General features: G+C 63.7%; 18 protein-coding genes and 1 pseudogene. 15 read left to right on the top strand and 4 right to left on the bottom strand.

Going from position 1 to position 23598, the window contains the following annotated elements; all coding sequences use genetic code 11:
* Positions 1 to 15 precede the first annotated feature (15 nt).
* From IEC33019_RS11395 to IEC33019_RS11380, 4 genes are all read left to right on the top strand, one after another.
* Positions 16 to 2490 carry an efflux RND transporter permease subunit gene (locus tag IEC33019_RS11395; RefSeq protein ID WP_070091813.1) on the top strand — a complete coding sequence of 825 codons (2475 nt, stop codon included), beginning with the start codon at positions 16 to 18 and terminating at the stop codon, positions 2488 to 2490.
* Positions 2483 to 4255 (top strand): acyl-CoA dehydrogenase C-terminal domain-containing protein, encoded by a 1773-nt coding sequence (locus tag IEC33019_RS11390; RefSeq protein WP_070091812.1) that lies wholly within the window; start codon positions 2483 to 2485, stop codon positions 4253 to 4255. Before IEC33019_RS11395 ends, IEC33019_RS11390 begins: the two co-directional genes overlap by 8 nt.
* Before the next feature lie 11 nt (positions 4256 to 4266).
* Positions 4267 to 5907, top strand: coding sequence for a fatty acid--CoA ligase (locus IEC33019_RS11385; RefSeq protein WP_070091811.1), 1641 nt, complete (start codon positions 4267 to 4269; stop codon positions 5905 to 5907).
* Positions 5908 to 6066: 159 nt separating this feature from the next.
* Positions 6067 to 6522 carry an REP-associated tyrosine transposase gene (locus IEC33019_RS11380; protein ID WP_070091810.1) on the top strand — a complete coding sequence of 152 codons (456 nt, stop codon included), beginning with the start codon at positions 6067 to 6069 and terminating at the stop codon, positions 6520 to 6522.
* A gap of 374 nt (positions 6523 to 6896) precedes the next feature.
* Here IEC33019_RS11380 and IEC33019_RS11375 read toward each other — a convergent pair whose 3' ends face one another.
* On the bottom strand, positions 6897 to 7811 hold the full coding sequence (locus IEC33019_RS11375; protein ID WP_070091809.1) for a LysR family transcriptional regulator: 915 nt from the start codon (positions 7809 to 7811) through the stop codon (positions 6897 to 6899).
* Between the two features lie 302 nt (positions 7812 to 8113).
* Between IEC33019_RS11375 and speB the strand changes: the two genes are divergently transcribed.
* The 10 genes and pseudogenes from speB (at position 8114) to IEC33019_RS11325 (ending at position 20070) form a co-directional block, all read left to right on the top strand.
* The gene (gene speB / locus IEC33019_RS11370) at positions 8114 to 9085 is read left to right on the top strand and encodes an agmatinase (RefSeq protein WP_043215790.1); all 972 of its coding nucleotides are present in this window, start codon (positions 8114 to 8116) and stop codon (positions 9083 to 9085) included.
* Positions 9086 to 9100: 15 nt separating this feature from the next.
* Positions 9101 to 10609 (top strand): aldehyde dehydrogenase family protein, encoded by a 1509-nt coding sequence (locus IEC33019_RS11365; protein ID WP_070091808.1) that lies wholly within the window; start codon positions 9101 to 9103, stop codon positions 10607 to 10609.
* A 96-nt stretch (positions 10610 to 10705) separates the two neighbouring features.
* The gene (locus tag IEC33019_RS11360) at positions 10706 to 10885 is read left to right on the top strand and encodes a hypothetical protein (protein ID WP_043215793.1); all 180 of its coding nucleotides are present in this window, start codon (positions 10706 to 10708) and stop codon (positions 10883 to 10885) included.
* Positions 10882 to 12360 (top strand): purine-cytosine permease family protein, encoded by a 1479-nt coding sequence (locus IEC33019_RS11355; protein WP_070091807.1) that lies wholly within the window; start codon positions 10882 to 10884, stop codon positions 12358 to 12360. Before IEC33019_RS11360 ends, IEC33019_RS11355 begins: the two co-directional genes overlap by 4 nt.
* Positions 12357 to 14042, top strand: coding sequence for a choline dehydrogenase (gene betA / locus IEC33019_RS11350; protein WP_070091806.1), 1686 nt, complete (start codon positions 12357 to 12359; stop codon positions 14040 to 14042). Before IEC33019_RS11355 ends, betA begins: the two co-directional genes overlap by 4 nt.
* 139 nt (positions 14043 to 14181) lie before the next feature.
* Complete coding sequence (locus tag IEC33019_RS11345; RefSeq protein ID WP_070091805.1) at positions 14182 to 15678, top strand: PLP-dependent aminotransferase family protein; 1497 nt, start codon at positions 14182 to 14184, stop codon at positions 15676 to 15678.
* A gap of 114 nt (positions 15679 to 15792) precedes the next feature.
* Positions 15793 to 16857: a sugar phosphate isomerase/epimerase family protein gene (locus IEC33019_RS11340; protein ID WP_070091907.1), complete on the top strand. Its 1065-nt coding sequence runs from the start codon at positions 15793 to 15795 to the stop codon at positions 16855 to 16857.
* A 30-nt stretch (positions 16858 to 16887) separates the two neighbouring features.
* Complete coding sequence (locus IEC33019_RS11335; RefSeq protein WP_070091804.1) at positions 16888 to 18147, top strand: MFS transporter; 1260 nt, start codon at positions 16888 to 16890, stop codon at positions 18145 to 18147.
* 214 nt (positions 18148 to 18361) lie between these two features.
* Positions 18362 to 18565: pseudogene (locus IEC33019_RS11330) on the top strand (MFS transporter); the annotation flags it as partial.
* A gap of 383 nt (positions 18566 to 18948) precedes the next feature.
* Complete coding sequence (locus tag IEC33019_RS11325) at positions 18949 to 20070, top strand: glycosyltransferase 61 family protein (RefSeq protein ID WP_070091802.1); 1122 nt, start codon at positions 18949 to 18951, stop codon at positions 20068 to 20070.
* A 114-nt stretch (positions 20071 to 20184) separates the two neighbouring features.
* On the opposite strand, the gene IEC33019_RS27360 is transcribed toward IEC33019_RS11325, so the two are convergent.
* From IEC33019_RS27360 to IEC33019_RS11315, 3 genes are all read right to left on the bottom strand, one after another.
* Positions 20185 to 20331, bottom strand: coding sequence for a hypothetical protein (locus IEC33019_RS27360; protein ID WP_157765887.1), 147 nt, complete (start codon positions 20329 to 20331; stop codon positions 20185 to 20187).
* A 66-nt stretch (positions 20332 to 20397) separates the two neighbouring features.
* Positions 20398 to 21066, bottom strand: a complete 669-nt coding sequence (locus tag IEC33019_RS11320; RefSeq protein ID WP_070091801.1) for a DUF3313 domain-containing protein — start codon at positions 21064 to 21066, stop codon at positions 20398 to 20400.
* Between the two features lie 67 nt (positions 21067 to 21133).
* Positions 21134 to 22471 carry an OmpP1/FadL family transporter gene (locus tag IEC33019_RS11315; RefSeq protein ID WP_244509721.1) on the bottom strand — a complete coding sequence of 446 codons (1338 nt, stop codon included), beginning with the start codon at positions 22469 to 22471 and terminating at the stop codon, positions 21134 to 21136.
* A 456-nt stretch (positions 22472 to 22927) separates the two neighbouring features.
* Here IEC33019_RS11315 and IEC33019_RS11310 point away from each other — a divergent pair, with 456 nt between their 5' ends.
* Entirely contained in the window at positions 22928 to 23497 is a 570-nt protein-coding gene (locus IEC33019_RS11310; RefSeq protein ID WP_070091800.1) for an SPOR domain-containing protein, read from the top strand.
* Positions 23498 to 23598: the final 101 nt, after the last annotated feature.

The following is a 23598-nucleotide window of genomic DNA, read 5'->3' as shown; positions in this document are numbered from 1 at the left end:
CAAGAGAAAACCCTGATGGCCGATATCCAACAAGACACCCTGCCGGTGATCCGCAACCTCGAAGATTTCGACATGCGCTCGGGCAACGGGCTGGAGCGCCTGGTGTTCAACCATCGCCTGGCGTTCGTGCTCGCCATGTGCCTGACCACGCTGGTGCTGGGCTATGTGGCGCTGACCCGCCTGGAGCTGCGTCCAAGCTTCGAGAAGATGATTCCGCAGAGCCACCCCTACATCCAGAATTACCTGGACAACCGCCAGTCCCTGCGCGGCCTGGGCAATTCATTGCGGGTGGTAGTGGAGAACACCGAGGGCGACATCTTCGACCCGGCCTACCTGCAGACCCTGCGGCACATCAACGATGAGTTGTTTCTCAGCCAGGGCGTGGACCGTGCCTGGATGAAGTCGTTGTGGAGCCCGGCGGTGCGCTGGACGGAGGTCACCGAAGAGGGCTTCCAGGGCGGCCCGGTGATGCCGGACGGCTACCAAGGGGCACAGGCGGATATCGAGCAACTGCGCCAGAACATCGAGCGCGCCAACATCGTCGGCAGCCTGGTGGCCCGTGACTTCAAGTCGAGCATGCTGGTGGTGCCGCTGCTCGACCGGGATTCGGCCACCGGCCGTGGCGTGGACTACCACGCGTTCTCCCGTCAGCTCGAACAACTGCGCAGTCACTACGAAGCGGCCGGCCCCTACAAGGTCCATGTGATCGGCTTCGCCAAGCTGATGGGCGACCTGATCGACGGCTTGATCCAGGTGATGCTGTTCTTCGCCCTGGCGGTGGTCACGAGCCTGGTGATCATCTACCTGTACACCCGCTGCGTGCGCAGTACCTTGCTGGTGGTGCTGTGCTCGCTGACCGCGGTGGTCTGGCAGTTGGGCATCGTCGCCTGGCTGGGCTATGCAATCGATCCGTACTCGATTCTGGTGCCGTTCTTGATCTTCGCCATCGGCGTGTCCCACGCCGCGCAGAAGATGAACGGCATCATGCAGGACATCGGGCGCGGCACCCACCGCCAGGTAGCGGCTCGCTACACCTTCCGCCGCCTGTTCGTGGCCGGGGTGACGGCGCTGTTGGCCGACGCGGTGGGTTTTGCCGTGCTGATGCTGATCGACATTCCGGTGATCAAGGACCTGGCCATCACCGCCAGCATCGGCGTGGCGGTGCTGATCTTCACCTCGCTGCTGTTGATGCCGGTGGCGCTGTCGTACATCGGTGTCGGACGCAAGGCCGCCGAGCGCGCCTTGCGCATCGATTCGCGCGCCGCCGCGCACCGGGGCTTCGGCAAACTGTGGGATGTGCTGGACCGCTTTACCGAGCGCAAGTGGGCCACGGCGGCGGTGCTGGTGGCCGTGGCAATGGGGGCAGGGGGGCTGTGGGCCAGCCTGCAGCTGAAGATCGGCGATCTGGACAGTGGCGCCCCGGAGCTGCACGCCGACTCGCGCTACAACCGCGACAACGCCTACATCACCGACCATTACGCGCTCTCCAGCGACACCTTCGCGGTCATGGTCAAGACCGCGTCTGAAGGCTGTCTGCGCTACCAGACATTGGTGTTGGCCGATCGCCTGGCCTGGGCGCTGCAACAACTGCCAGGTGTGCAGACCACGCTGTCGCTGACCAACGCCGTGCGCCAGATCACCGCCGGTACTTACGAGGGCAACCCCAAGCTCAACAGCATCCAGCGCAACCAGGACGTGCTCAACTACGCCGCCCAGCAGGCCTCGGTCAACGCCCCAGAGTTGTTCAACAACGATTGCTCGCTGATGCCGGTGATCGCCTACCTCAAGGACCACAAGGCCGACACCTTGGACGAGGTGGTGGCTGCCGCCGAGCGCTTCGCCCAGGCCAACAGCAGTGATGATCGGCAGTTCCTGCTCGCCGCCGGTAGCGCCGGGATCGAGGCTGCCACCAACATCGTGGTGCGTGAGGCCAACCGCACCATGCTGTTGCTGGTGTACCTGGCCGTCACGCTGTTCTGCCTGGTGACCTTCCGCAGCTGGCGCGCCACCTTGGTGGCGGTGCTGCCGCTGATGCTCACCTCGGTGCTGTGCGAGGCGCTGATGGTGGCCATGGGCATTGGTGTGAAGGTCGCCACCTTGCCGGTGATCGCCCTGGGCGTGGGGATCGGCGTGGACTACGCCTTGTACCTGCTCAGCGTGCAGCTGCATTACCAGCGCAAGGGGCTCTCGCTGGCCCAGGCCTACCAGAACGCCGTGGCCTTCACCGGCCGGGTCGTGGGCCTGGTGGGCATCACCCTGGCCGCCGGTGTGGTGGGCTGGGCCTGGTCACCGATCAAGTTCCAGGCCGACATGGGCCTGCTGCTGACCTTCATGTTCCTGTGGAACATGCTCGGCGCGCTGGTGCTGATCCCGGCGCTGTCGTACTTCCTCCTGCCCGGCGACAAGGTCCGGGCGACCGCCACCAGCCCCCACACCCAAGGTGGGCTGCACGCCAACAACCAAGAAGCCGAGTGTTCGTCTCATGTCTGATTACCTTGCGCCTTTGCGCGATATGGATTTTCTGTTCAACGAAGTCTTCGATATCCCGGCTTGGTGGGCGCAGACGCCTGCACTGGTGGAACAGGTCGATGCCGATACCGCCAAGGCCGTGCTCGAACAGGCGGGCAAGGTCATCGCCCAGGTCGTGGCGCCGCTCAACCGCAGCGGCGACGAACAAGGCTGTCGCTTCGAGGCCGGCACGGTGACGACCCCGGATGGCTTTGCCGACGCCTACCGGACCTACGCGGCCGATGGCTGGGTGGGTGTGACGGGCGCTCCGGCGTTCGGCGGCATGGGCATGCCCAAGGTGATCGGCGTCCAGGTCGAGGAAATGCTCAACGCCGCCAACCTGTCGTTCGGCCTGTACCCGATGCTCACGGCCGGCGCCTGCCTGTCGTTGCTCAACCATGCCAGCGACGCGCTCAAGGCCCGCTACCTGCCGCCGATGTACGAGGGCCGCTGGACCGGGTCGATGTGCCTGACCGAGCCCCACGCCGGCACCGACCTGGGTTTGATCCGCACCCGCGCCGAGCCCCAGGCCGATGGTCGCTACCGCATCACCGGCACCAAGATCTTCATCACCGGCGGCGAGCAGGACCTGACCGAAAACATCATCCACCTGGTGCTGGCCAAGCTGCCTGACGCACCGGCCGGTGCCAAGGGGATCTCCTTGTTCCTGGTGCCCAAGGTGCTGGTCGAGGACGATGGCGAGCTGGGCGAGGCCAACGCGGTCAGTTGTGGCTCCATCGAGCACAAGATGGGCATCAAGGCCTCGGCCACCTGCGTGATGAACTTCGATGGTGCTCTGGGCTACCTGGTGGGGGAGGCGAACAAGGGCCTGAACGCCATGTTCACCATGATGAACTACGAGCGCCTGGGCGTCGGCATCCAGGGCCTGGCCCTGGGCGAGCGTTCCTACCAGAACGCCCTGGCCTATGCCCGGGACCGCCTGCAGGGCCGCGCGGCCACTGGCACCGAGGCGCCCGACAAGGCGGCCGACCCGATCATCGTGCACCCGGACGTGCGCCGCATGCTGCTGATCATGAAGGCGCTCAACGAAGGCGGGCGAGCGTTTTCCACCTACGTGGCGCAGCAACTGGACGTGGCCAAGTACAGCGAGCAAGCCGACGTGCGCGGCCAGGCCGAGGCCCGTGTGGCGCTGCTGACGCCGGTGGCCAAGGCGTTTCTGACCGACATGGGGCTGGAGACGACGGTGCACGGCCAGCAGGTGTTCGGCGGCCATGGCTATATCCGCGAGTGGGGCCAGGAGCAGTTGATCCGCGACTGCCGCATCACCCAGATCTACGAGGGTGCCAATGGCATCCAGGCCCTGGACCTGGTGGGCCGCAAATTGGTCGCCGACGGCGGGCGCAGCTATCAATTGCTGTCCGATGAGATGCGCGCATTCGCCCAGGGCCTGGCGCCGTCGCGCGGCGAGTTCCGCACGCCGTTGCTGGCCGCGCTGGACAACCTGGACGAACTGACCGCCTCGGTGCTCGACCGCGCCCAGGGCAACCCGCGAGAAATCGGCGCGGCGGCGGTGGAGTACCTGCACGCCTTCGGCTACACGCTGTACGCCTACCTGTGGGCGCGGATGGCCGATGTGGCCATGGCGCAGGAGGGCGCGTTCTACCAGAGCAAGGTGGGCACGGCGCGGTTCTACTTCGCTCGCGTGCTGCCGCGCATCCACTCGCTCAGCGCCGTGGTCAAGGCTGGCAGCGACAGCCTCTACCTGCTCGACGAGGCGCAGCTGTGATGGAGGGCGCCATGATCAAGACCCGCGTCATCGCACCGGCGGCCGAGGCCTACACCTACCCACTACTGATCAAGCGCCTGCTGCTGTCGGGCGTGCGCTACCAGCCGGGGCAGGAGATCGTCTACGCCGACCAGCTGCGCTACAGCTACACCACCCTGCAGACGCGCATCCAGCGTTTGGCCAATGTGCTCATCGAGGCCGGCGTGCGCCCGGGGGATACCGTGGCCTTGCTCGACTGGGACAGCCACCGGGCGCTGGAGTGCTTCTTCGCCGTGCCGATGATTGGCGCGGTGCTGCACACGGTCAACGTGCGCCTGTCCGCCGAGCAGATCCGCTACACCATGAACCACGCCGAAGACCGGCTCGTGCTGGTGCATGACGATTTCCTGCCGCTGATGGAACAACTGCACGGCGAGTTGGGCACGGTCGAGCGCTTCATCCGTCTTGGCGAAGGCCTGGCGCCAGTGACTGGCCTACCGTTGGTGGGCGAGTACGAGGCCTTGCTGGCGGCAGTGGACAGCCACTTCGACTTCCCCGATTTCGATGAAAACTCCGTCGCGACGCTGTTCTACACCACCGGCACCACTGGCGAGCCGAAGGGCGTGTACTTCACCCATCGCCAACTGGTGCTGCACACCCTCAACGAGCTGGGCACGCTCGCCGCTTGCGGTGGCGAGCCGCTGTTGCGCACGGGCGATGTGTACATGCCGATCACGCCAATGTTCCATGTGCACGCCTGGGGCGTGCCCTATGTGGCCACGGCGCTGGGCATCAAGCAGGTCTATCCCGGGCGGTACGAGGCCAACCAGTTGGTGCGCCTGTACCGTGACGAAGGGGTGACCTTCTCCCATTGCGTGCCCACCTTGCTGCAGATGATGCTCGACTGCGAAGAGGGCAAGCGCACTGACCTCAAGGGTTGGAAGATGCTCCTGGGCGGCAGCGCCCTGACCCAGGGCCTGGCCCAGCGGGCGAGTGAGCGGGGCATTCGCGTGCATTGCGGTTACGGCATGTCCGAAACCTGCCCATTGCTCAGTCTTACCTGCCTGAGCGCCCAAGACCTGGCGCTGCCCATGGCGCAGCAGGTGCCCCTGCGCATCGCGGCCGGAGTGCCGATCCCGCTGGTGGATCTGCGCATCGTCGATGGCGAGGGCCAAGACGTGGCTCATGACGGCGAAACCCTCGGCGAAGTGGTGGTGCGTGCGCCCTGGCTGACCCAGGGCTACCTCAACGCGCCCGAGCAAGGCGCTGCGCTCTGGGCCGGCGGCTGGTTGCACACCGGCGACTTGGCGTGCATCGACGCGCGCGGGGTGATGCGCATCCGCGACCGGATCAAGGACGTGATCAAGACCGGGGGCGAGTGGATCAGTTCGGTAGAGCTGGAAAGCCTGATCAGCCAGCACCCCGGCGTCGACTCCGTCGCCGTGATCGGGCTGCCGGACGAGCGCTGGGGTGAACAGCCGCTGGCCCTGGTGGTCTGCACCGAAGGCGTGACGCTGGACCAGCCAGCCCTTGCCCGGCATCTGCAGCAATACGTCGACAACGGGCGACTGAACAAATGGGCCGTGCCCCGGCAGGTGCGTTTCGTGGACCAAATCCCCAAGACCAGCGTGGGCAAGATCGACAAGAAGCGCATTCGTCAGACTTGCCTTTAGGCACTGGGCTTTTCGCGGGTAAACCCACCAGGGCCTGCGCGGACCAGGTGGGTTTACCCGCGAAGAGGACAACACAAGCATATCCAGAAACCATTCCCCACCTGGGCAGTTCGACCGAATCACTAGGCTTAAGGCGAGACCTGATTCAAGGAAGATCCAATGCCTCTCGCCAAATCCCACCTGCTGCGCCGTGGCCGCTACTCGGCGCCTGGCAGGTTGTACCTGTTGACCACTGTCACGCATCGTCGCAAACCGTTGTTTTGCAATCTTCGACCTGCTCGCCTGGTGATTCACCATCTACGTCTGTTGGACCAGGAGCAGGCCTGTCGATCGTTGGCATGGGTGGTAATGCCGGATCATCTTCATTGGTTGATCGAACTGAAGGCTGCAACGCTGGGCACCTTGATGTGCAGGTTCAAGTCGCGCTCAAGCCGTACCTTGCATCAGTCAGGTGTTGAAGATCATCCGATTTGGCAACCGGGCTACCAAGACCGGGCGCTGCGTCGGGAGGAGGAGGTGAAGGCAGTGGCCAGGTACATTGTGGCCAACCCGCTGCGGGCGGGCTTGGTGAACAGCATCAGGGAGTACCCGCACTGGGATGCCGTCTGGCTTTGAACCCGTGGTGCGCTCTTCGCGGGTAAACCCGCTCCCACACGGATCGCGTCGCCCTGGCGTCTGTGCTCAGTCAGGGAGTACCCGCACTGGGGATGCAGTCTGGCTTTGAATCCGTGGTGCGCTCTTCGCGGGTAAACCCGCAGGTATCGCGTCGTCCTAACGTTTGCGCCCGGTCTGACAGGCGCAACACAACCCCAAGAGCGACGCGATCCTTGTGGGTTTACCCGCGAATGCGCCAAAAAGTTCACCACAAAAACCACTGAATGAAATAACGCCAGCCCAGGCACCGCCGTAAGGGCAGAAAGGTGAACGAGCGTCGCCATGTCAAATGGATAAACTCACAACCTCAAAACCAACCACTGCTCGACTCGTATTCACGCAAACCCGGGCTGATACATACACGTGTTCAGGTCCTCCAGAAACGCCTGCAGGATCGGCGGCGGGGTCACGCCGCGTCGGGTGATGACGTCGAAGGGGGAGGTGAGGTCCAGGGCATTGGCGCCTAGTCGGTGCATCTCGCCGGTCTTGACCCACTGCTCGGCGAAATGCACCGGCAAGAACCCGATATAGGCCCCGGAAATGATCAGGATCGCCGCCGCCTCGATGTTCTCCACGGTGGCGTCGGCCTTGCTCATGCCCAACTGCGTCAGGTCGTACTGCTGCATGTAGCCGCGCACCACGATCCGGCAGGCGCGCACCTCTTCGAGCAGGCGCCCGTTGGCCGGTTTGCTGGCGAACAGCGGGTGGCGACGGCCGCAATACAGCCCCAAGGCTTCGTTGTACAGCGGCAGGTAGGACAGCCCCGGCACCCGCAGGGGAAAGTGCCCGATGGCCAGGTGAAGGCGCCCGTCCAGCACCCGCTCTTCGAGCTCCGCCGGGGCGCCGATGTAGATGTTCAGCTGGGCATCGTGGCCCCGGGAGACGAAGCGCTGTGTGGTGCGCGGCAGCGGTGAGTCGGGGTCGGTCAGCGTGGAGTCGATGATCCCCAAATTGAGCTGGCCGCTGATGTGCTGCTTGAGCACGTCGGCGTCCATGCAGAAGCTTTCCACCGCGCTCAAAAGCCGCAAGGTGGCTTCATGGATGGCCACGCCCTGCTCGGTGAGGCGAAAGCCGCTGCGCCCGCGCTGGCAGAGCTTGACGCCCAGGCGGGTCTCCAGGTGCGTCATCTGTTCGCTGATGGTGGACTGGCCGGTGTTCAGCGCCGCCTGCGCCGCGGAAAACCCGCCGCACTTGACGATGGTGGCGAACACCCTGAGGAGCTTGAGATCGACATCGTGGAGCTGGATCACCGCGGCCTCCCGGGCCGAGGTCACATCGCGGGCTGCTGATATGAACGCTCGGCTGAATGTGTTTTTGCCAAAGCTAACCCTGCACGCAGAGCGACCGCAATCCTGGCGTTTGGTAAAACGCCTGCGGCAGCGTCGGCTTGCGCAGATGCAGACATCGGCCGCGCCAGATACTTCGGCGTAGCCGATGTATGCATCTGGACTTGCGCATTTTTCCAGGGCCTGGCCGGGCCCATAGTGGTTTCAACGGTGTCGCACAGTCGCCCCGTCTCCTGACCAGAACAAGAAATTGGAGAAGCTCGAACATGGCAAAGCATGGTTATGAATCCGGCCGTCTGAACCTGCCCTTCGTAGGGCATTGCACGTTCGCCAAGTCGCCCATCTGCACCGACTGGAACGCCATCGACGCCGATGTGGCGATCCTCGGTGCGCCCAACGACATGGGCACCCAATGGCGTTCCGGCGCACGCTTCGGACCGCGCGGCATCCGCGAGGCATCCACGCTGTTCTCCTTCGGCCACTCCGGCGCCTATGACCACGAAGATGACGCCACCTACCTGACCGAAGACCAGGTGCGCATGGTCGATGTGGGCGACGCCGACATCGTGCACACCGACATGGCCACCAGCAACGCCAACATCGAATCGGCCGTGCGCCAGATCCTCGCCAGCGGCGCTATGCCGGTGGTACTGGGCGGTGACCACTCGATCCATGCGCCGGTCATCAAGGCCTTCGAAGGGCGCGATCCGATCCACATCATCCACTTCGACGCCCACCTTGACTTCGTCGACGAGCGCCACGGCGTGCGCTATGGCCACGGCAACCCCCTGCGCCGCGCTTCGGAGCTGTCGAACATCACCGGCATGACCCAGATGGGCATCCGCAACGTGTCCTCCTCCAACCGCGACGACTACGACGCTGCCCGCGATGCCGGCTCGAACATTCTCTCGGTGCGCGACGTGCGCCGCCTGGGTGTCGAAGGCGTGCTGGCGAAGATCCCCCAGGACATCGACTACTACATCACCATCGACATCGACGGCTTCGACCCGTCCATCGCCCCGGGCACCGGCACCCCGAGCCATGGCGGCTTCCAGTACTACGAAGTGCTGGAGATCATCCAGGCGCTGGCCAAGCGCAGCAACGGCCGCATCGTCGGCATGGACCTGGTGGAAGTGGCTCCGGCCTATGACCCCGCTGGCGTGACGTCCATCCTCGCCGCGCAACTGCTGATGAACAGCATCGGCTTCATCTTCCACGCGCGCGCCAAAGCTCGCTGATCCGGAGTTTCCAACGTGGACAACAAGGTAAAGAACTACCTGCAGACCTTCGGTGTTTCCGAGGCGACCCAGCGCTTTCTCTCCAAGCAGCAGCATATGTTCATTGGCGGCGCCTGGGTGCAGGCCAGCGATGGCGCCACCGCTGAAGTGATCGAACCCTCGACCGAAGCGGTGCTCACCCGCATCCCCATGGGTACCGCCGAGGACCTGGATCGCGCCGTCAAGGCTGCGCGTGCGCAGTTCGACGGCGGCCCTTGGAGCCAGCTCAAGCCGTTGGAGCGTGAGCGCGTGCTGCACCGCCTGGCCGATCTGATCGAGGCCAATGGCGAGGAACTGGCGCAGATCGAGTCCATCGACATGGGCAAGTCGGTCGACCAGGCGCGTGCCGTGGACATCCAGGGCACCATCGACACCTTCCGCTATTTCGCCGGCTGGGCCAGCAAGATCCACGGGCGCACCGTCGAGCCCTCGCTGCCGGGCAACTACCTGGCGTACACCCGCAAGGAAGCGGTGGGTGTGGTCGGGGTGATCGTGCCGTGGAACTTCCCGCTGCAGACCATGGCCTGGAAGCTGGGCGCAGCCTTGGCCGTTGGCTGCACCGTGGTGGTCAAGCCGGCTGAGCTCACCTCGCTTTCGGCCCTGCGTTTCGCCGAGCTGGTGCAGGAGGCCGGGCTGCCCGACGGCGTGGTGAACATCGTCACCGGCCGTGGTAGCGTGGTGGGTAACGCCATGTCCAGTCACCCAGGCATCGACAAGCTGAGCTTCACCGGCTCCACCCCGGTCGGCTGCACAGTGGGCAAGGCCTCGATGGACCAGATGAAGCGCCTGACCCTGGAACTCGGTGGCAAGTCGCCGGTGATCGTGTTCGCCGATGCCGATGTAGAAGCCGCCGCCCAGGCGGTGGCCAACGGCGTATTCTTCAACTCAGGCCAAGTGTGCGACGCCGGGACCCGCGCCTACATCGAGCGCAGCATCTACCCGGCCTTCCTGGAGGCGCTGGCGCGCTACACCGCAACGCTCAAGATCGCCCCCGGCCTGGACCCGGATTGCTTCATCAGCCCCATGGTGTCGCGTCAGCAACAGCAGCGGGTGCTGGAGTACATCGCTCTCGGCAAGAGCGAAGGCGCGCAGGTGTATTACGGCGGCGAACCGGTCCAAGGCCCGGGCTTCTTCGTGCAGCCGACGATCTTCGCCAACTGCACCCATGACATGCGCATCGTGCGTGAAGAGATCTTCGGCCCGGTGCTGGTGACCCAACCGTTCGACACCCAGGAGCAGGCGGTGGAATTGGCCAACGACTCGGAGTTCGGCTTGGCCGCGGCCATCTACTCCAACGACCTGGGCCGGGTCCACGGCCTGATTCCGCGTCTGCGGGCAGGGACCGTCTACGTCAACGCGCACAGCACCCTCGATCCGTCCATGCCTTTCGGCGGCTATAAGCAGTCGGGCTATGGCAAGGACATGGGCGCCGAACAACTGGAGTTCTTGCTGGAGACCAAGGCGGTCTGGATCACCTTGCCCTGAGGTCCAGGGCTGGCCAGCGCCGCTGAGGTTGGCGGGCGGCGCTGATTTATCGGATGCATCGAATTTCAAGAACAAGAACCTATCGAGGTGATGCCCATGAACAGCCAAGCAGATGTAGAGCGAGCACAAGATCTGGAAAGGCGCCTGTGCGCCTATGAGGAACTGGAAGGACGGACGGATTGGCCAGGTGCGATGGGCGTCGGTGACTACCTGGCGCTGGCGGTGTTCGCCCTGGTCGTGATGGTGGGCTTCTATCTGTGGGGGGGCCAGGCATGAGCCCGTCCAGAGAGCAGGAGTTCCGACTGGCCGCCGAGCGCGGCGACACCCCCTTGTTGCCCAGCGAGCGGGTCTGGGGTTTCTGGGGTTATGCCTACGCCAACTCCGCACTCGCGGTGGCTACCTGGGTGTTTCTGATCGGCGGCGCCACGGCGCTGTTCGTCGGCCCCAAGCAAGGGATTTGCGCCATTGTCATCGGCAACATCGTGGGGGTGATCCTCGCAGCGTTCTCCACCTGTGTGCCGTGCGGCAAGTATGGGGTGGAGCAGTTCACCTTCCTGCGCAGCATGTTCGGCCTCAATGGCAGCCGCCTGGTCTACATCCTGTCGGTGGTGGTGCTCACCATGGGCTGGCTGGCGGTGCTGGGGCTGATGTGCGGGCGAGCGCTGGACAACCTGGAAACCCTGGTGCAGCAAGTCCCGCCCGATGGCGACGGCTGGCTGGTGACCGGCGGTGCCTTGCTGGCCATCGTTCTGGCGGCGCTGGTGGCCATGCGCGGGCCGGACATGATCCGCTTGCTGAGCGCGATCATCGCACCCAGCCTGATCCTGATCATGCTGGCGCTGATGTACTTCATCTCCCGCAGCCACAGCCTGGACCAACTGCTGGCCATGCCAGCCTTGCAACCGCCGTTCGCCGATTCGCGCATCAACTTCATGATCGCCGTGGAGATCAACATCGCGGCCGGGTTCTCCTGGTGGCCCTACATCGGCAACCTGTCGCGCCTGTGCAGCAACCAGCGCACGGCCTTCTGGCCGAACCTGGTGGGGATCTTCGGTGCCGCCTCCCTGGGCGAGACCGTCAGCCTGTTCGCCGCATCGACCTTGGGCAGCAGCGACCCGACCGCCTGGATGCGCTTGGCCGGTGGCATGGCCTTCGGCGTGGTGGCGTTGGGCTTTCTGGCACTGGCCAACCTGACCGGCATGGTCAACATCCTCTACACCGCAGTCATCGGTTTGCGGCAAGTGACCGGGGAGCGCTTGCGCAGCGTGCGCTGGGGTGTGCTGGTGGGGCTGTTCTGCGTGATTCCGGTGGCCATCGTGCTGTTCTTCCCGGGCATCTACGACGGCTTCTTCATCTTCCTGGTGTGGACTTCGGCACTGAACAGCGCCCTGGCTGGGATCGGCATCGCCGATTACTTCTTCCTGCGCCGTAAGCGGGTGAACCTGCGCCAGCTCTATGCCGCGCAAGACACATCGCCACTGCGCTTCTGCGGCGGCTTCAACCCCGTCGCGCTGGTGGCGCTGGTGGCAGGCTTCGCGATCTACGTGGTGGTGTTCAACCCGCAGACCCTGGCCCACACCTCCTTCTTCACCTTCGCCACCGCTTCGCTGCCGTCCTGCCTGCTGGCTGGGCTGGTGCATTACGGGCTGACCCGCGCACTGGCCAGTCGCCTGGGCTGGGGCGGCTACCCAAAGGGCAATGAACGCAACATCGAGGCAGCAGGCCTCGGAGCAAAGGGTTACAGCAAATGAACAAGCGATATGACTACATCATCATCGGCGCAGGCTCTGCCGGCTGCGTCCTGGCCAACCGCCTGACCGAAGACGCCGGCACCTCGGTGTTGGTCCTGGAATTCGGCGGCAGCGACCGCAGCGTGCTGATCCAGATGCCCAGCGCCTTCTCGCTGCCGATGAACACCAAGAAATACAACTGGCGCTACGAGACCGTCGCCGAACCCCATCTCGATGGCCGGCGCCTGCACTGCCCGCGGGGCAAGGTGTTGGGCGGCTCGTCCTCGATCAACGGCCTGGTCTACATCCGCGGCCATGCCCACGACTTCGACGAGTGGGAAAGCCTGGGTGCGAAGAACTGGAGCTATCGCAACTGCCTGCCGTACTTCAAGCGCGCCGAGACCTTCAAGTTCGGCGGTGACGACTACCGCGGCGCAAGCGGTCCGCTGGCCACCAACAACGGCAACAACATGCAGAACCCGCTGTACGGCGCCTGGGTGGAGGCCGGCGCCGAGGCTGGCTACATCAAGACCGACGACTGCAACGGCTACATGCAGGAAGGCTTCGGCGCCATGCACATGACCGTCAAGGATGGCGTGCGTTGGTCCACCGCCAATGCCTACCTGCGCCCGGCCATGACTCGCCCGAACCTGACCGTCGTCACCCACGCCATGACCCGGCGCATCCTGCTCGACGGCAAGCGCGCGGTGGGGGTCGAATACGACGAGGGCGGCAAGACCCATAAGGTCTACTGCAACCGCGAAGTGCTGGTGTCCTCCGGCCCGATCGGCTCGCCGCACCTGTTGCAGCGCTCGGGGATTGGCCCGCAGGAGGTGCTGAAGAAGGCTGGCATCGAAGTGCGTCACGACCTGCCGGGCGTGGGCGAGAACCTGCAGGATCACTCGGAAATCTACATCCAGTACGCCTGCAAGGAGCCGGTGACCCTCAACGGCAAGATGAACCTGCTGGGCAAGGCGATGATCGGCCTGCGCTGGCTGCTGTTCAAGGATGGCCTGGGGGCGAGCAACCACTTCGAGGCCGGGGGCTTCATCCGCTCGGCCAAGGGCCTGCGCTGGCCGGACATTCAGTTCCACTTCCTGCCGGCCGCCATGCGTTATGACGGCGACAAACCGTTCAAGGGCCATGGTTTCATGGTGCTTACCGGCCCGAACAAGCCCAAGAGTCGTGGTCATGTGCGGGCGCTGTCGGCCGACCCGTACCAGCACCCGGAGATCCGCTTCAACTACCTGGAAAGCGAGGAGGACAAGGAAGGCTTCCGACGTTGCGTGCGCCTGACCCGGGAGATCATCGCCCAGCCGGCCATGGACCGCTTCCGTGGCGAGGAACTGGCGCCCGGCCCTCATGTGCAGACCGATGAGCAGATCGACGCCTTCGTACGCGCCAACATGGAAAGCACCATGCACCCCTGCGGCTCCTGCCGGATGGGTGAGGACGACATGGCGGTGGTCGACTCCGAGCTGCGCGTGCGTGGCCTGCAAGGCCTGCGGGTGATCGACTCCTCGGTGTTCCCGAGCGAGCCCAACGGTAACCTCAACGCGCCGACCATCATGCTCGCCGAGCGTGCCTCGGACCTGGTACGCGGCCGCCAGCCGCTCGCGCCTGCCGATGTGCCGGTCGGACTGGTGGAAGGCTGGGAAGAGCAACAACGCAGCGCCGAGCCCGTGCGCAAAGTGCGGGCCTGAGCAGCGCCTCGATCGTTGTAGGAACGGGTTTATCCGCGAAAGCGTCGGTGAATTCACTCTCGCATTCGAGGGTGAAAGCGTTTCATGGAAGGCGAGAGCCAGCGCACAATAGCCCTCTGGCCCTCAGGACATGAACTTCATGAAAACCCCCGGTGGCGTGCTGCTCAGCGGCGTCGAGCTCGATCGCGGCAGCTCGGTTCCGCTCTACCGCCAACTCTACCTGCAACTGCGCAAGCAGATCCTCAGCGGCCGCTTGCCCGGCGGCACGCGCCTGCCTTCTACCCGCACCCTGTGCAAGGAACTGTCGCTGTCGCGGATCACGCTGCTCAACGCCTTCGACCTGCTCACCGCCGAGGGCTTTCTCGCCTCGCGCACTGGGGCCGGCACCTACGTGGGCAACGAATGGCAGGGCAGGGTGGCCCAGTCCGACCTGCCCACCAAGCCGCCACGCCTGTCGAGCCTGAGCCAGGCCGTGCATTCGCTGCGCAGCGAGCACTTCAGCGGGATTTCCTACAGTGCCTGGGACCCGCAGCGTCAGGTGTCCTTGCTGCCCAGCCACCCAGCCTACGATGCGTTTCCCATGCCGGTGTGGAAGCGCCTGATGAACCGCCACTTGCGCAAACCCGACAAAGCCCAATTGGCCTATGGCGAACTCAAAGGCCTGCAGCGCCTGCGCGAGGCCATTGTCGAATACGTGTTCGATGCGCGTGGCATCGAGTGCAGCGTGGAGCAGGTGGTGATCACCTCCGGCGCCCAGCAAGCCTTCAACCTGTTGGGCATGCTGCTACTCAACCCAGGTGACCGGGTGTGGATGGAAGACCCCGGGCACATTGCCGCGCGCATCGCCTTCCAGGCATTGGGCTGCCAGCTCGTGCCCCTGCGGATCGACGAGCAGGGGCTGGACGTGCAGCAAGGGATACGTGAGTGCCCTGAAGCGCGCCTGGTCTTCACCACGCCTTCGCGCCAGCACCCCTTGGGCACCACCATGAGCTACCCACGACGCCAGGAACTGATCGACTGGGCCGCGCGCAGCCAGGGCTGGATCGTCGAGGATGACTGCGACAGCGAATTCCGCTACGTGGGCCGGTCGCTGCCGGCGCTGCATGCGATGGATCCATGGCAGCGGGTGATCTACGTCGGCACCTTCAGCAAGGTACTCTATCCGTCGTTGCGGCTGGGCTATGTGATCCTGCCCGAAGCGCTTGTGGAGCCGTTCTGCGCGATCCGCGCGGTGATGGACCGCAGCCCCTCCACGTTGCACCAGGCGACCACGGCCGACTTCATGTTCGACGGCCACTTCCTCGGGCACATCCGCCATATGCGCGCGCTCTACCAGGAGCGCCAGGCCAGCCTGGTGGAGGCACTGCAACGCCAGTTGGGCGGGTTTCTTTCAGTGGCGCCAGTGGAAGCGGGGCTGCACCTGATCGGCTGGCTGCCCGAGGGTGTGGACGATGATGCCCTGGCCCGCGGGCTGGGCAATCATCAGGTCTATACCTATGCGCTGAACGACTACTGCCTGCAGCGCTACCTACCGCCGGGGCTGCTGCTGGGCTTTGCCGCCACGCCCGTCGAGCAGGCCGCGCAGCGGGTGCGCGAGCTGTCCCAGGCCCTTGATGCGCTGGGCATGCGGGGCTGAGCCAGGCCTTCAAAATGGCTATACCAACAAAAGGTTAATGGCTCTATGGATGGGGCCACTTCGGAGCGATAAAGGCACGGCCGGCCACCCCGGCATCGCTCTGAGGAAATGACAATAATGAATCCTATCCAAGCCCGTTTCGCCGGTCTCATGGGCCACAACGCGCAGGCGCCGTGCACGCCCGTGCTGCTCACCGCCGACCTTGCTCGCCGTCTGCTGGCGCGTCTGGACAGCCTGCGGTTGTTCGCCCACGGTTATCCGCTTCTGACCAACCTCACCCACGGACGGGTCACCCCCGAGGACATGCTCGACTTTGCCTACCGGCATGGGCTCGACGGTCTCTCGCTGCATTTGCTCGATGGCGAGCACAACAGCCTCTCGCGCATGACGTCTGAACGCCTGGCGGCCTTCGCTGACAAAGCCCGCGGCCTCGGGCTGGACGTGCATCTGGAAATCAGCAGCACGCTGCCCGCCGACGTCGACCAGGCTGTGGCTGTCGCGCGTGCCATCGGCAGCCGCAACATCCGTGTGTACTCGCGCTACGAAGGGCACCTGTCGCGGGTGATGAGCATCATCGAGGATGACCTGCGCCGCCTGGCGCGCCTGGCCGATGAGCACGACCTGAACTTCGACTTCGAGCAACACGAAGAGCTCAAGAGCGACGAGATCGCCACCTTGCTGCGTCGGGTCGGGCACCCACGTCTCAATGCCCTGTTCGACTTCGGCAACATGATCAATGCCTGCGAGCAGCCGTTGCCTGCGCTGGCGAACCTGGCGCCGTTCATTCGCCAGGTCCACCTCAAGGGCGTGCGCGTGGTGCCTGAGGCCAACGGTTTTGGTCATTACGGGGTGCTGCAGGGCAGCGCCGAGGATCAACTGCCCGGCGCGCGCATGCTGATGGAGCTGTTGCTGCTGGGCGAGTCCACACCCCAGGTGGTGGCATTCATCCTCGAGCAGGAAAACCACTACATCGCTCCGGCGTTCCGCCAGGTAGGCGAGGACGCCGACCCTTTCATCGTCTACCGCGAGATGAGCGAAACACCCTTGCCACCGGGCTACAGCCTGGAGCAGATGCTGGCCGACGAGCACCGCTGGGCCAATGACCAGGTGCGCTATGTCCGTGAGCTGCTGGCCGAGATGCGCGTGTTGGCCGAGCTGGCCCTGGCCGCCGACGCCTGACCCTCACCCTGGAAACCGTGGAGAACAACAATGACAGCTTCGGTCAAAGCCAAGTGGCTACGCTTTTTGATCCTCGTCCTCGGCGGCGGGACCATCTATAAACTGTCCAACCTCAAGGACGCTTTCTACATCCCGATGCAGGAGCACATGGGGCTGACCCATACCCAGATCGGCACGCTGCTGAGCGTCAACGCCATCGTCGCCACCGTGCTGTTCGTGGTGGGTGGCTTTCTGGCCGACCGCTTCGAAACGCGCAAGCTCATCCCGCTGGGGCTGGTGAGCATCGGTGGTCTGGGCCTGTACCTGGCAAGCTTCCCGGGCTACAACCAGTTGCTCATCATCTTCGGCCTGCTGGCGGTGTGCGCCGACTGCATTTTCTGGCCCTCGCTGCTCAAGGCCATCCGCAACCTGGGCAATGACCAGGAGCAAAGCCGCATGTTCGGCCTGCTCGAAGGCGGGCGTGGCGCGGTGGATACCCTGGTGGCGTTTTCCGCCCTCGGCGTGTTCGTTGCCCTGGGTTCTGGTGCGGCAGGCCTCAAGGCGGCCATCGCGTTCTATTCGCTGATCGACATCGGCGTTGGCGTGCTGGCGCTGTTCCTGCTCAAGGATGCCCGCCAGGTCAACAGCACCCGCGAGCCCATCGGTCTGTCGGGGCTGCTGGAGGCGGTGCGCATGCCGGGGATCTGGCTGGTGAGCCTGAACGTGTTCATGGTCTACATCGTGTACTGCGGCCTGACCTACTTCATCCCATACCTCAAGGACATGTACCACCTGCCGGTGGCATTGGTGGGTGTCTACGGCATCATCAACCAGTACTTCCTCAAGGTCCTCGGTGGCCCGGCCGGTGGCTTCATCGCCGACAAACAACTCAAGAGCTCGAGCCGCTACCTCAAGTGGGCCTTCGTTGCCTTGCTGCCGCTGATGCTGGTCATCCTCAGCATTCCGCGTGGTGAAAGCTACATCTATGCGGGGCTGGCGGCGACGTTGTCCTTCGCCCTGGTTGTGTTCACCATGCGTGGGGTGTTCTGGGCGCCGATGAGCGAAGTGGGCATCCCTTCGCGCATCACCGGCTCCGCGTTCGGCATCGGCTGCCTGATCGGCTATGCGCCGGGCATGTTCGCCTACGTGATCTACGGCGCGTTGCTGGACCACTACCCAGGCGAGCAGGGCTACACCTATGTGTTCAGTCTGATGAGCGTGCTGGCGGTGGTGGGTGTGGTGGTATCCAGCCTGCTGCAGCGGATGGTCAGACGCCACCGCGAAGGAGCGGGGGCCCAGGCGATTGCCTGATCCTGTGTGGGGGTGCTGGCTTTGAGGCTGGCGCGATCTCTGTAGGAGCGGGTTCACCCGCGAATACGTTGGTGAATCCACTACCGCATTCGCGGGTGAACCCGCTCCCACAGGGACTGTGCAGTCTTTGGGTAAATCTGCTTTTAAAGAGGGCTGCGCCGTGCAGCGCCACAAAGCCTGCCCAGCGTTCTCGGTGCCGTTCCTGATCCGCCCCCTGGCCGTGCTGCTCAACTTCTTCATCGGTGTGATGGCGTCCACCTTGCCGGCGATGTTCCCCACCCACATCCGCTACAGCGCCTTGGCCAGCGCCTTCAACATTTCGGTGCTGATCGCCGGGCTGACCCCGACTATCGCGGCCTGGCTGGTGGAAAGCACGAAGGATCTGTACATGCCGGCCTACTACCTGATGGTGATCTCGACGCGAAAATTGCCGAGCTGCAAGCCCAGCGCACGCGTCTGGCCCAATAGCATCCCCATATTGATTGAACGCCGTTCAATACTGCTGGGTTATTGCAGTGCAACTGCAAACTATTCGCTGGGAGATAAATTTGACGCCATAAAATAATTGACAATTCCCCGTTGCCGAGCGCTTGCAAAGTTAATTGTTGGCACCTTTACTTGTTACTGGATATGCAGGGGCGTTTCATGTGTGAGACTCCGCTTTCATATCAACGGGTTAAGTGATGTGATTGACATTTCGCGTTGATGTTCCGGTCTATTAGCCAGATCTATAAAGAATGGTAATGCATTCTTGATAGTTTGGTGTTTCTGACAGGACCCGCTCAATGGGGAGGACTGTTCATGGAAAGTGAGGTATCGGCATTCAGTCAATTGGACTCTCATCATCGCCGACACTGGACCTTGGCCGCCTATAAATACATCGCACGAAAACGGCTGGCCCGTCAGGTCGATATCAGTCTGAAAAGCATCGCGGAAAAAAGCTGGGACATCGCCCCCGGCTGCCTGTCGTTTTCCCCGCCGGCCATCGCGCTGCCCGGCCAACTGGAGCGCGTCACCGGTTGGGAGGAAAAACGTTTCTATCCGTATGAACATCCGGCCCGCACCATGGCGGGGTTGGGCGAAGTGGTGCAGGGCCCGACCCGGGGTTATCTGCTCAAGAACGTCTGGTTGATCGATGGCGTGCTCTACAAAGGCCGCGCAAACTTCTGGCTTTCCCAACGGCCACGCGCGTTTCCTCGGGTGGTGGTGGAGCATGAGATCGACCGTGGGGCCATCTATTGCTCGGTCAATGGCAACACCTGGTTCGGCAACTGGATGGTCGAAGACTGCGTGACCTACCCATTGGCCGCCGACGAGGGCGTGCCGGTCACCGTCGGGCCGTCGGCGCGTTTTCCAATCTACACCCAGGCACCGCCCTACGAAGAATGGCTCGGCATGAAGCCCAGGCGCTTGAGCGGCGCGTTCTTCCATGAGCTGGTGCTGTTCGATGACTTCTGCAACAACCGCAACAAGTACCTGCGTTTTCGTGCCATGGGCGACAAGCTGCTGTCGCGGGTGAGCTACCAGCCGCATCCCGGCGTGTTCCTGCTGCGCGGCGGCGATGGCGACCTGCGCTTGCTGCGTAACGAACTCGAGCTGGCCGAGCACTTGCGGCGGACCCGTGGCTTTCACGTGGTCGACCCGCTCAAAAGCGACGTGCCGTCCATTGTCGCCGCCTGCGCCGGGGCGCAGGTGGTCATCGGGGTCGAGGGCAGCCAGTTGGTGCATGGCGTCAACGTCCTGCAGCCGGGCGGCGCATTGCTCGCCCTGCAGCCGCCCAATCGCTTCGTCAGCTACTACAAGTACCACACCGACCGCGACAGCCAGCACTTCGCCTATGTGGTCGGCACCCCCGAGGGCGATGGTTTCAGGATCGACATCGAGGAAGTGGAGCGCACGCTCGACCTGATACCTGCGCCGTGAGCCCGGTCGCGAGTCCAGCCTGCAGCGCTCAGGCCGGGCGGCTCTCGCGTTCGATCAGCCCCCAGGGCAGCTTTGAGCACGTCGACCTTATGCGCGGGCAGGCGTGTCAACGGCTCAGGACATGGCCATGGCCAGGAGCAGGTTCGCGGCCAGGATGGCCACGTCGTACTGGGCGATCTCCAGCGTGCTGTTGGCGCGGCTCTCACTGGCGCGCATGGCACCGACCGCCTGTACGGTGCCGGTGCGGATGTCGCTGATCATCTGCTCGATTTCGGCGCTACCCGCGAAGCGGACGCCGTTGCTCGGACATCCGCGCCTAGCGAGGGGTTACTTCCTCAGGGCCTGGAAGGACTTGACCATGTCCTGCGCCCAGCCATCGAGCACGGCCTTGGCATCTTTGGCCTGCATGACCTGGGAGGAGTTCTCGAGCTCCGTACCGGCACCTTTGCGCACCACTTCGGCCACCAGCTGGTTGTTGCTGCCATCGATGAAGGCGGCCTCGGTGGCGATGCTGGTGTCCTGGTCGCGAATGCCGGTGGCGGTGCTGATACCTGCGGCGATCAGGGCGATCGGGATCACTTCATACGGGCGCAGGCTCTTGGTGGAGGCGCTGACTGCCGTGATCGCCGGACGCACGACCAATACGCCCGGGCCTGGGCTGGTGGCCAGCGGCAGGACTTTGGAGAACTGCGATTTCAGTGTCTGGTCGTAGTACTGGGTGATGCCCTGGAGGGTGGATTGCGGGACCTTCTCGGTCGGCTGCGGCCGCGGATAGAGCTGGCTGGGTTCGATATAGACGCTGCGGAAGGCGTTGGCATTGACGCCTGGCTTGACCCAACGCATCACCGGGGCACCGGAGGGGGACTTTTCTTCCTTGAGGATGCTGTAGTCCTTGAGAAAGCCAGAATACTGATCGGACTCCACGTACTTGCTCGCACAACCGCAGAGCAGTAACGAGGATAGGCACACGGTAGTAGCGAGCGACTTCAAGTTCATGCAGTTTCTCCTTGGGACATTGGGCATTGCTCCGCGGGCAGGGTGCTGAGGTAGGTGTCGTGAACACTTAGAAGCGCCAGGTCGCGCCCCCTCCAATGATATGTAGCGCACTGTTGTCGAAACTGCCGGACAAAGTGTTGCCTGACCGGGATTTCGTTTGCTCCACCGCCATGTCGCCCAGCCATATCAGGGTGTAGGCCAGGTGCACGTCGAGCCCTTCATCGATCATGTAGTTGACGCCCGTCGCCAGGCGCCAGGACTCTCCCATGGGGTTGTCCACCGTGCGGTCCTCGTCGTCCACTGCCGAGCTGTCGTAGCCCAGGCCCATGCTCCAGCGCAGGCGAGGGGTCGCCTGGTACTGGGTGCCGAGCGAGGCGTGCCAGGTGTCTTTGTACTTGCGGTTGACGGTACGGCTGATGCCACCGTTGTTGGCGTCGACGTCCACTCCCACATCGCCGAAGTCGCTCCAGTCCTGCCAGCCGAGGCTGCCCAGCAGCGTCCATTGCTCGTCCAATTCGTGGGCCACGCTGAAGGTGGCGGTTTGCGGGACGTTCAGGTCCAGCGCCAGGGTATCCACATCAAGCCTGCGCAAACCGGCGTTGAGGATCGGGTTGCTGATGTTGCGCACGTCAGGGCTGTCTTCGAACTCCAGCTTGATCTTGCTGGTGTAGGCAAAGCCGAGTTTGGTGCGTGGGCTGAGTTGGTAGAGCACCCCTAGGTTGACGCCAGTGCCGACGTCAGTGTCCTTGTATTCCAGCTGGCCATCGGGGCGGTCGCGCAGGCCCAGCAGGTTGTTGTTTATGGCCATTTCGGTGCGGTAGTAGCTGTACATGATGCGCGGGCCGATGCCCACGGACAGGTCATCGGTGAACTTGTACGCCAGCGTCGGCTGGAAGGAAATGCCGATGATAGCCGCTTCCTGGTTGAAGTAGCGCCCGGCCCAATCGTCGTCGTAATCCAGTGCCAGGCCGAAGTTGCCATACATGCCAAAACCGATCGCGGCGCGATCATTGAGCTGGTGACTGATGAACAGGCTGGCGCCGGGCAGGTAATGCAGGGCGTTGCCGCCTTCGTTGCCGTCGAACTGGTTGTTGCTATCGCGGGAAAAGTGCACGTCGCCCAGGATCACCTGGGCATTGGCGCTGACCTGGGTGCCTTGCAACTGCGTCAGGCCCGCAGGGTTGTTCATCAGCACGCTGGGATCCTTGGCCAGCGCTGCGGCGCCGGCATTGGCCAGGCCGTTGCCTTCCTGGCCGGCTTCATAGATCAGGATGCCGCCTGCGTTCGCATACGTGCTGCCCAACAGCAACGCATAGGTAATCGCAGGCGCGACCAGCGTTGGGAGGCGTATGGCCTTGAAGCCCCTTGCTTTGCCGTGTTCTGTCGAAACTCGATGAGTCATCATGTCGCGTCAGTCCGCACGTAGTTGTCATGAAGAGGCACGATCCAGCGTTTCATTCAACAAACTGCAGATGCACTCGTTTGCCTGGACAGCATAGCGACGGGATATCAACTCTCCCGGCGGGGAGACGGTATTTCTTTTACGACACCCAAGGTAAATAGGATCCAGCATTTCCGAGTTCAAAAAACTCTAGGTGATTGTCTTGTTTTTTCCAGCATTCCTTTGACTCGGGCGGGCTCTGGTAACCGTTTTGGTACGGCAAGTCTTGTCCTGTCCAATGACGTGGACATGCGCCTTTTCTGCCCTGGTCTTGCAGCGGTTCAACTGCTGGCGATGCTCCAGTGGCATGCAGCCGTACCAGCGGGCGTGTGCGCGGCAGTACGAGGCGGTGCGCAGGTAGAACTTAGGTTACCCGCCCGACATGCTAGAATCCGCCGCTTCGAATCAGGAGGTAGACGCGTGCGCAAACTGGCAGTGGTAATGGCAGTGCTGGCCCTGGCGGGCTGTGAGAACGAGGTCGAGGGTGTCCACAAACAGGTGGCCGAACACCTGCACAACCCCAAGACAGCCAAGTTCGCCAACGTGCGGATCGACACCCAGGGCTCGATCTGCGGCCAGGTGCGTGGCAAGGACGACGCCGGGCAGTACGAGGCGTACCGCAGCTATGTGGCGATCAAGCACGATGGCCAGTATGAAATCCTCGTCGATGACTCGGGCAATAACCTGCGGATCCGTGAGGTCTGCGGTGGCGCCGAACTGCAACGGCGCGCCGATGTCCTGGCGGACCAGCCCGCCCCGGAAGGCTGGGACGTCGAGGTGATCCAGGGCGCCAACATGGGTGCCCTGACCGACATGACCGCGCGCCTGATCGAAAAAGGCATCCCGTCATCGGTCGAATACCGCAATGGCAAGCCGGTGGTGCTGATGGGGCCGTTCCCCACCAAGGCCGAGGCTGAGGCGCGCAAGGCCGATGTCATGGCACGCCTGGGAACGGACTCGATCGTCATCCAGCACGGCGCCCAGCGCTGAGGGCCAGAGGCTGCGGGCATGGGTTGTGTGGCCCCGGGAGCTTGGAGGCTGCACGACGCTTGAGTCCGCCAAAAATGCATGCCCAGGGCATGGGCGGCTAT

The organism is Pseudomonas putida, from assembly GCF_002741075.1.
Taxonomy (GTDB): domain Bacteria; phylum Pseudomonadota; class Gammaproteobacteria; order Pseudomonadales; family Pseudomonadaceae; genus Aquipseudomonas; species Aquipseudomonas putida_T.
The sequence above is the reverse complement of the archived record's forward strand: the minus strand, read 5'-3'. Positions and strand labels throughout refer to the sequence as shown.

Excerpts from the sequence above, each read along its gene's own strand:
- IEC33019_RS11395 (WP_070091813.1), top strand. The coding sequence starts at position 16 with ATGGCCGATATCCAACAAGACACCCTGCCGGTGATCCGCAACCTCGAA.
- IEC33019_RS11390 (WP_070091812.1), top strand. The coding sequence starts at position 2,483 with ATGTCTGATTACCTTGCGCCTTTGCGCGATATGGATTTTCTGTTCAAC.
- IEC33019_RS11385 (WP_070091811.1), top strand. The coding sequence starts at position 4,267 with ATGATCAAGACCCGCGTCATCGCACCGGCGGCCGAGGCCTACACCTAC.
- IEC33019_RS11380 (WP_070091810.1), top strand. The coding sequence starts at position 6,067 with ATGCCTCTCGCCAAATCCCACCTGCTGCGCCGTGGCCGCTACTCGGCG.
- speB (WP_043215790.1), top strand. The coding sequence starts at position 8,114 with ATGGCAAAGCATGGTTATGAATCCGGCCGTCTGAACCTGCCCTTCGTA.
- IEC33019_RS11360 (WP_043215793.1), top strand. The coding sequence starts at position 10,706 with ATGAACAGCCAAGCAGATGTAGAGCGAGCACAAGATCTGGAAAGGCGC.
- IEC33019_RS11355 (WP_070091807.1), top strand. The coding sequence starts at position 10,882 with ATGAGCCCGTCCAGAGAGCAGGAGTTCCGACTGGCCGCCGAGCGCGGC.
- betA (WP_070091806.1), top strand. The coding sequence starts at position 12,357 with ATGAACAAGCGATATGACTACATCATCATCGGCGCAGGCTCTGCCGGC.
- IEC33019_RS11345 (WP_070091805.1), top strand. The coding sequence starts at position 14,182 with ATGAAAACCCCCGGTGGCGTGCTGCTCAGCGGCGTCGAGCTCGATCGC.
- IEC33019_RS11335 (WP_070091804.1), top strand. The coding sequence starts at position 16,888 with ATGACAGCTTCGGTCAAAGCCAAGTGGCTACGCTTTTTGATCCTCGTC.
- IEC33019_RS11325 (WP_070091802.1), top strand. The coding sequence starts at position 18,949 with ATGGAAAGTGAGGTATCGGCATTCAGTCAATTGGACTCTCATCATCGC.
- IEC33019_RS27360 (WP_157765887.1), bottom strand. The coding sequence starts at position 20,331 with ATGATCAGCGACATCCGCACCGGCACCGTACAGGCGGTCGGTGCCATG.
- IEC33019_RS11320 (WP_070091801.1), bottom strand. The coding sequence starts at position 21,066 with ATGAACTTGAAGTCGCTCGCTACTACCGTGTGCCTATCCTCGTTACTG.
- IEC33019_RS11315 (WP_244509721.1), bottom strand. The coding sequence starts at position 22,471 with ATGATGACTCATCGAGTTTCGACAGAACACGGCAAAGCAAGGGGCTTC.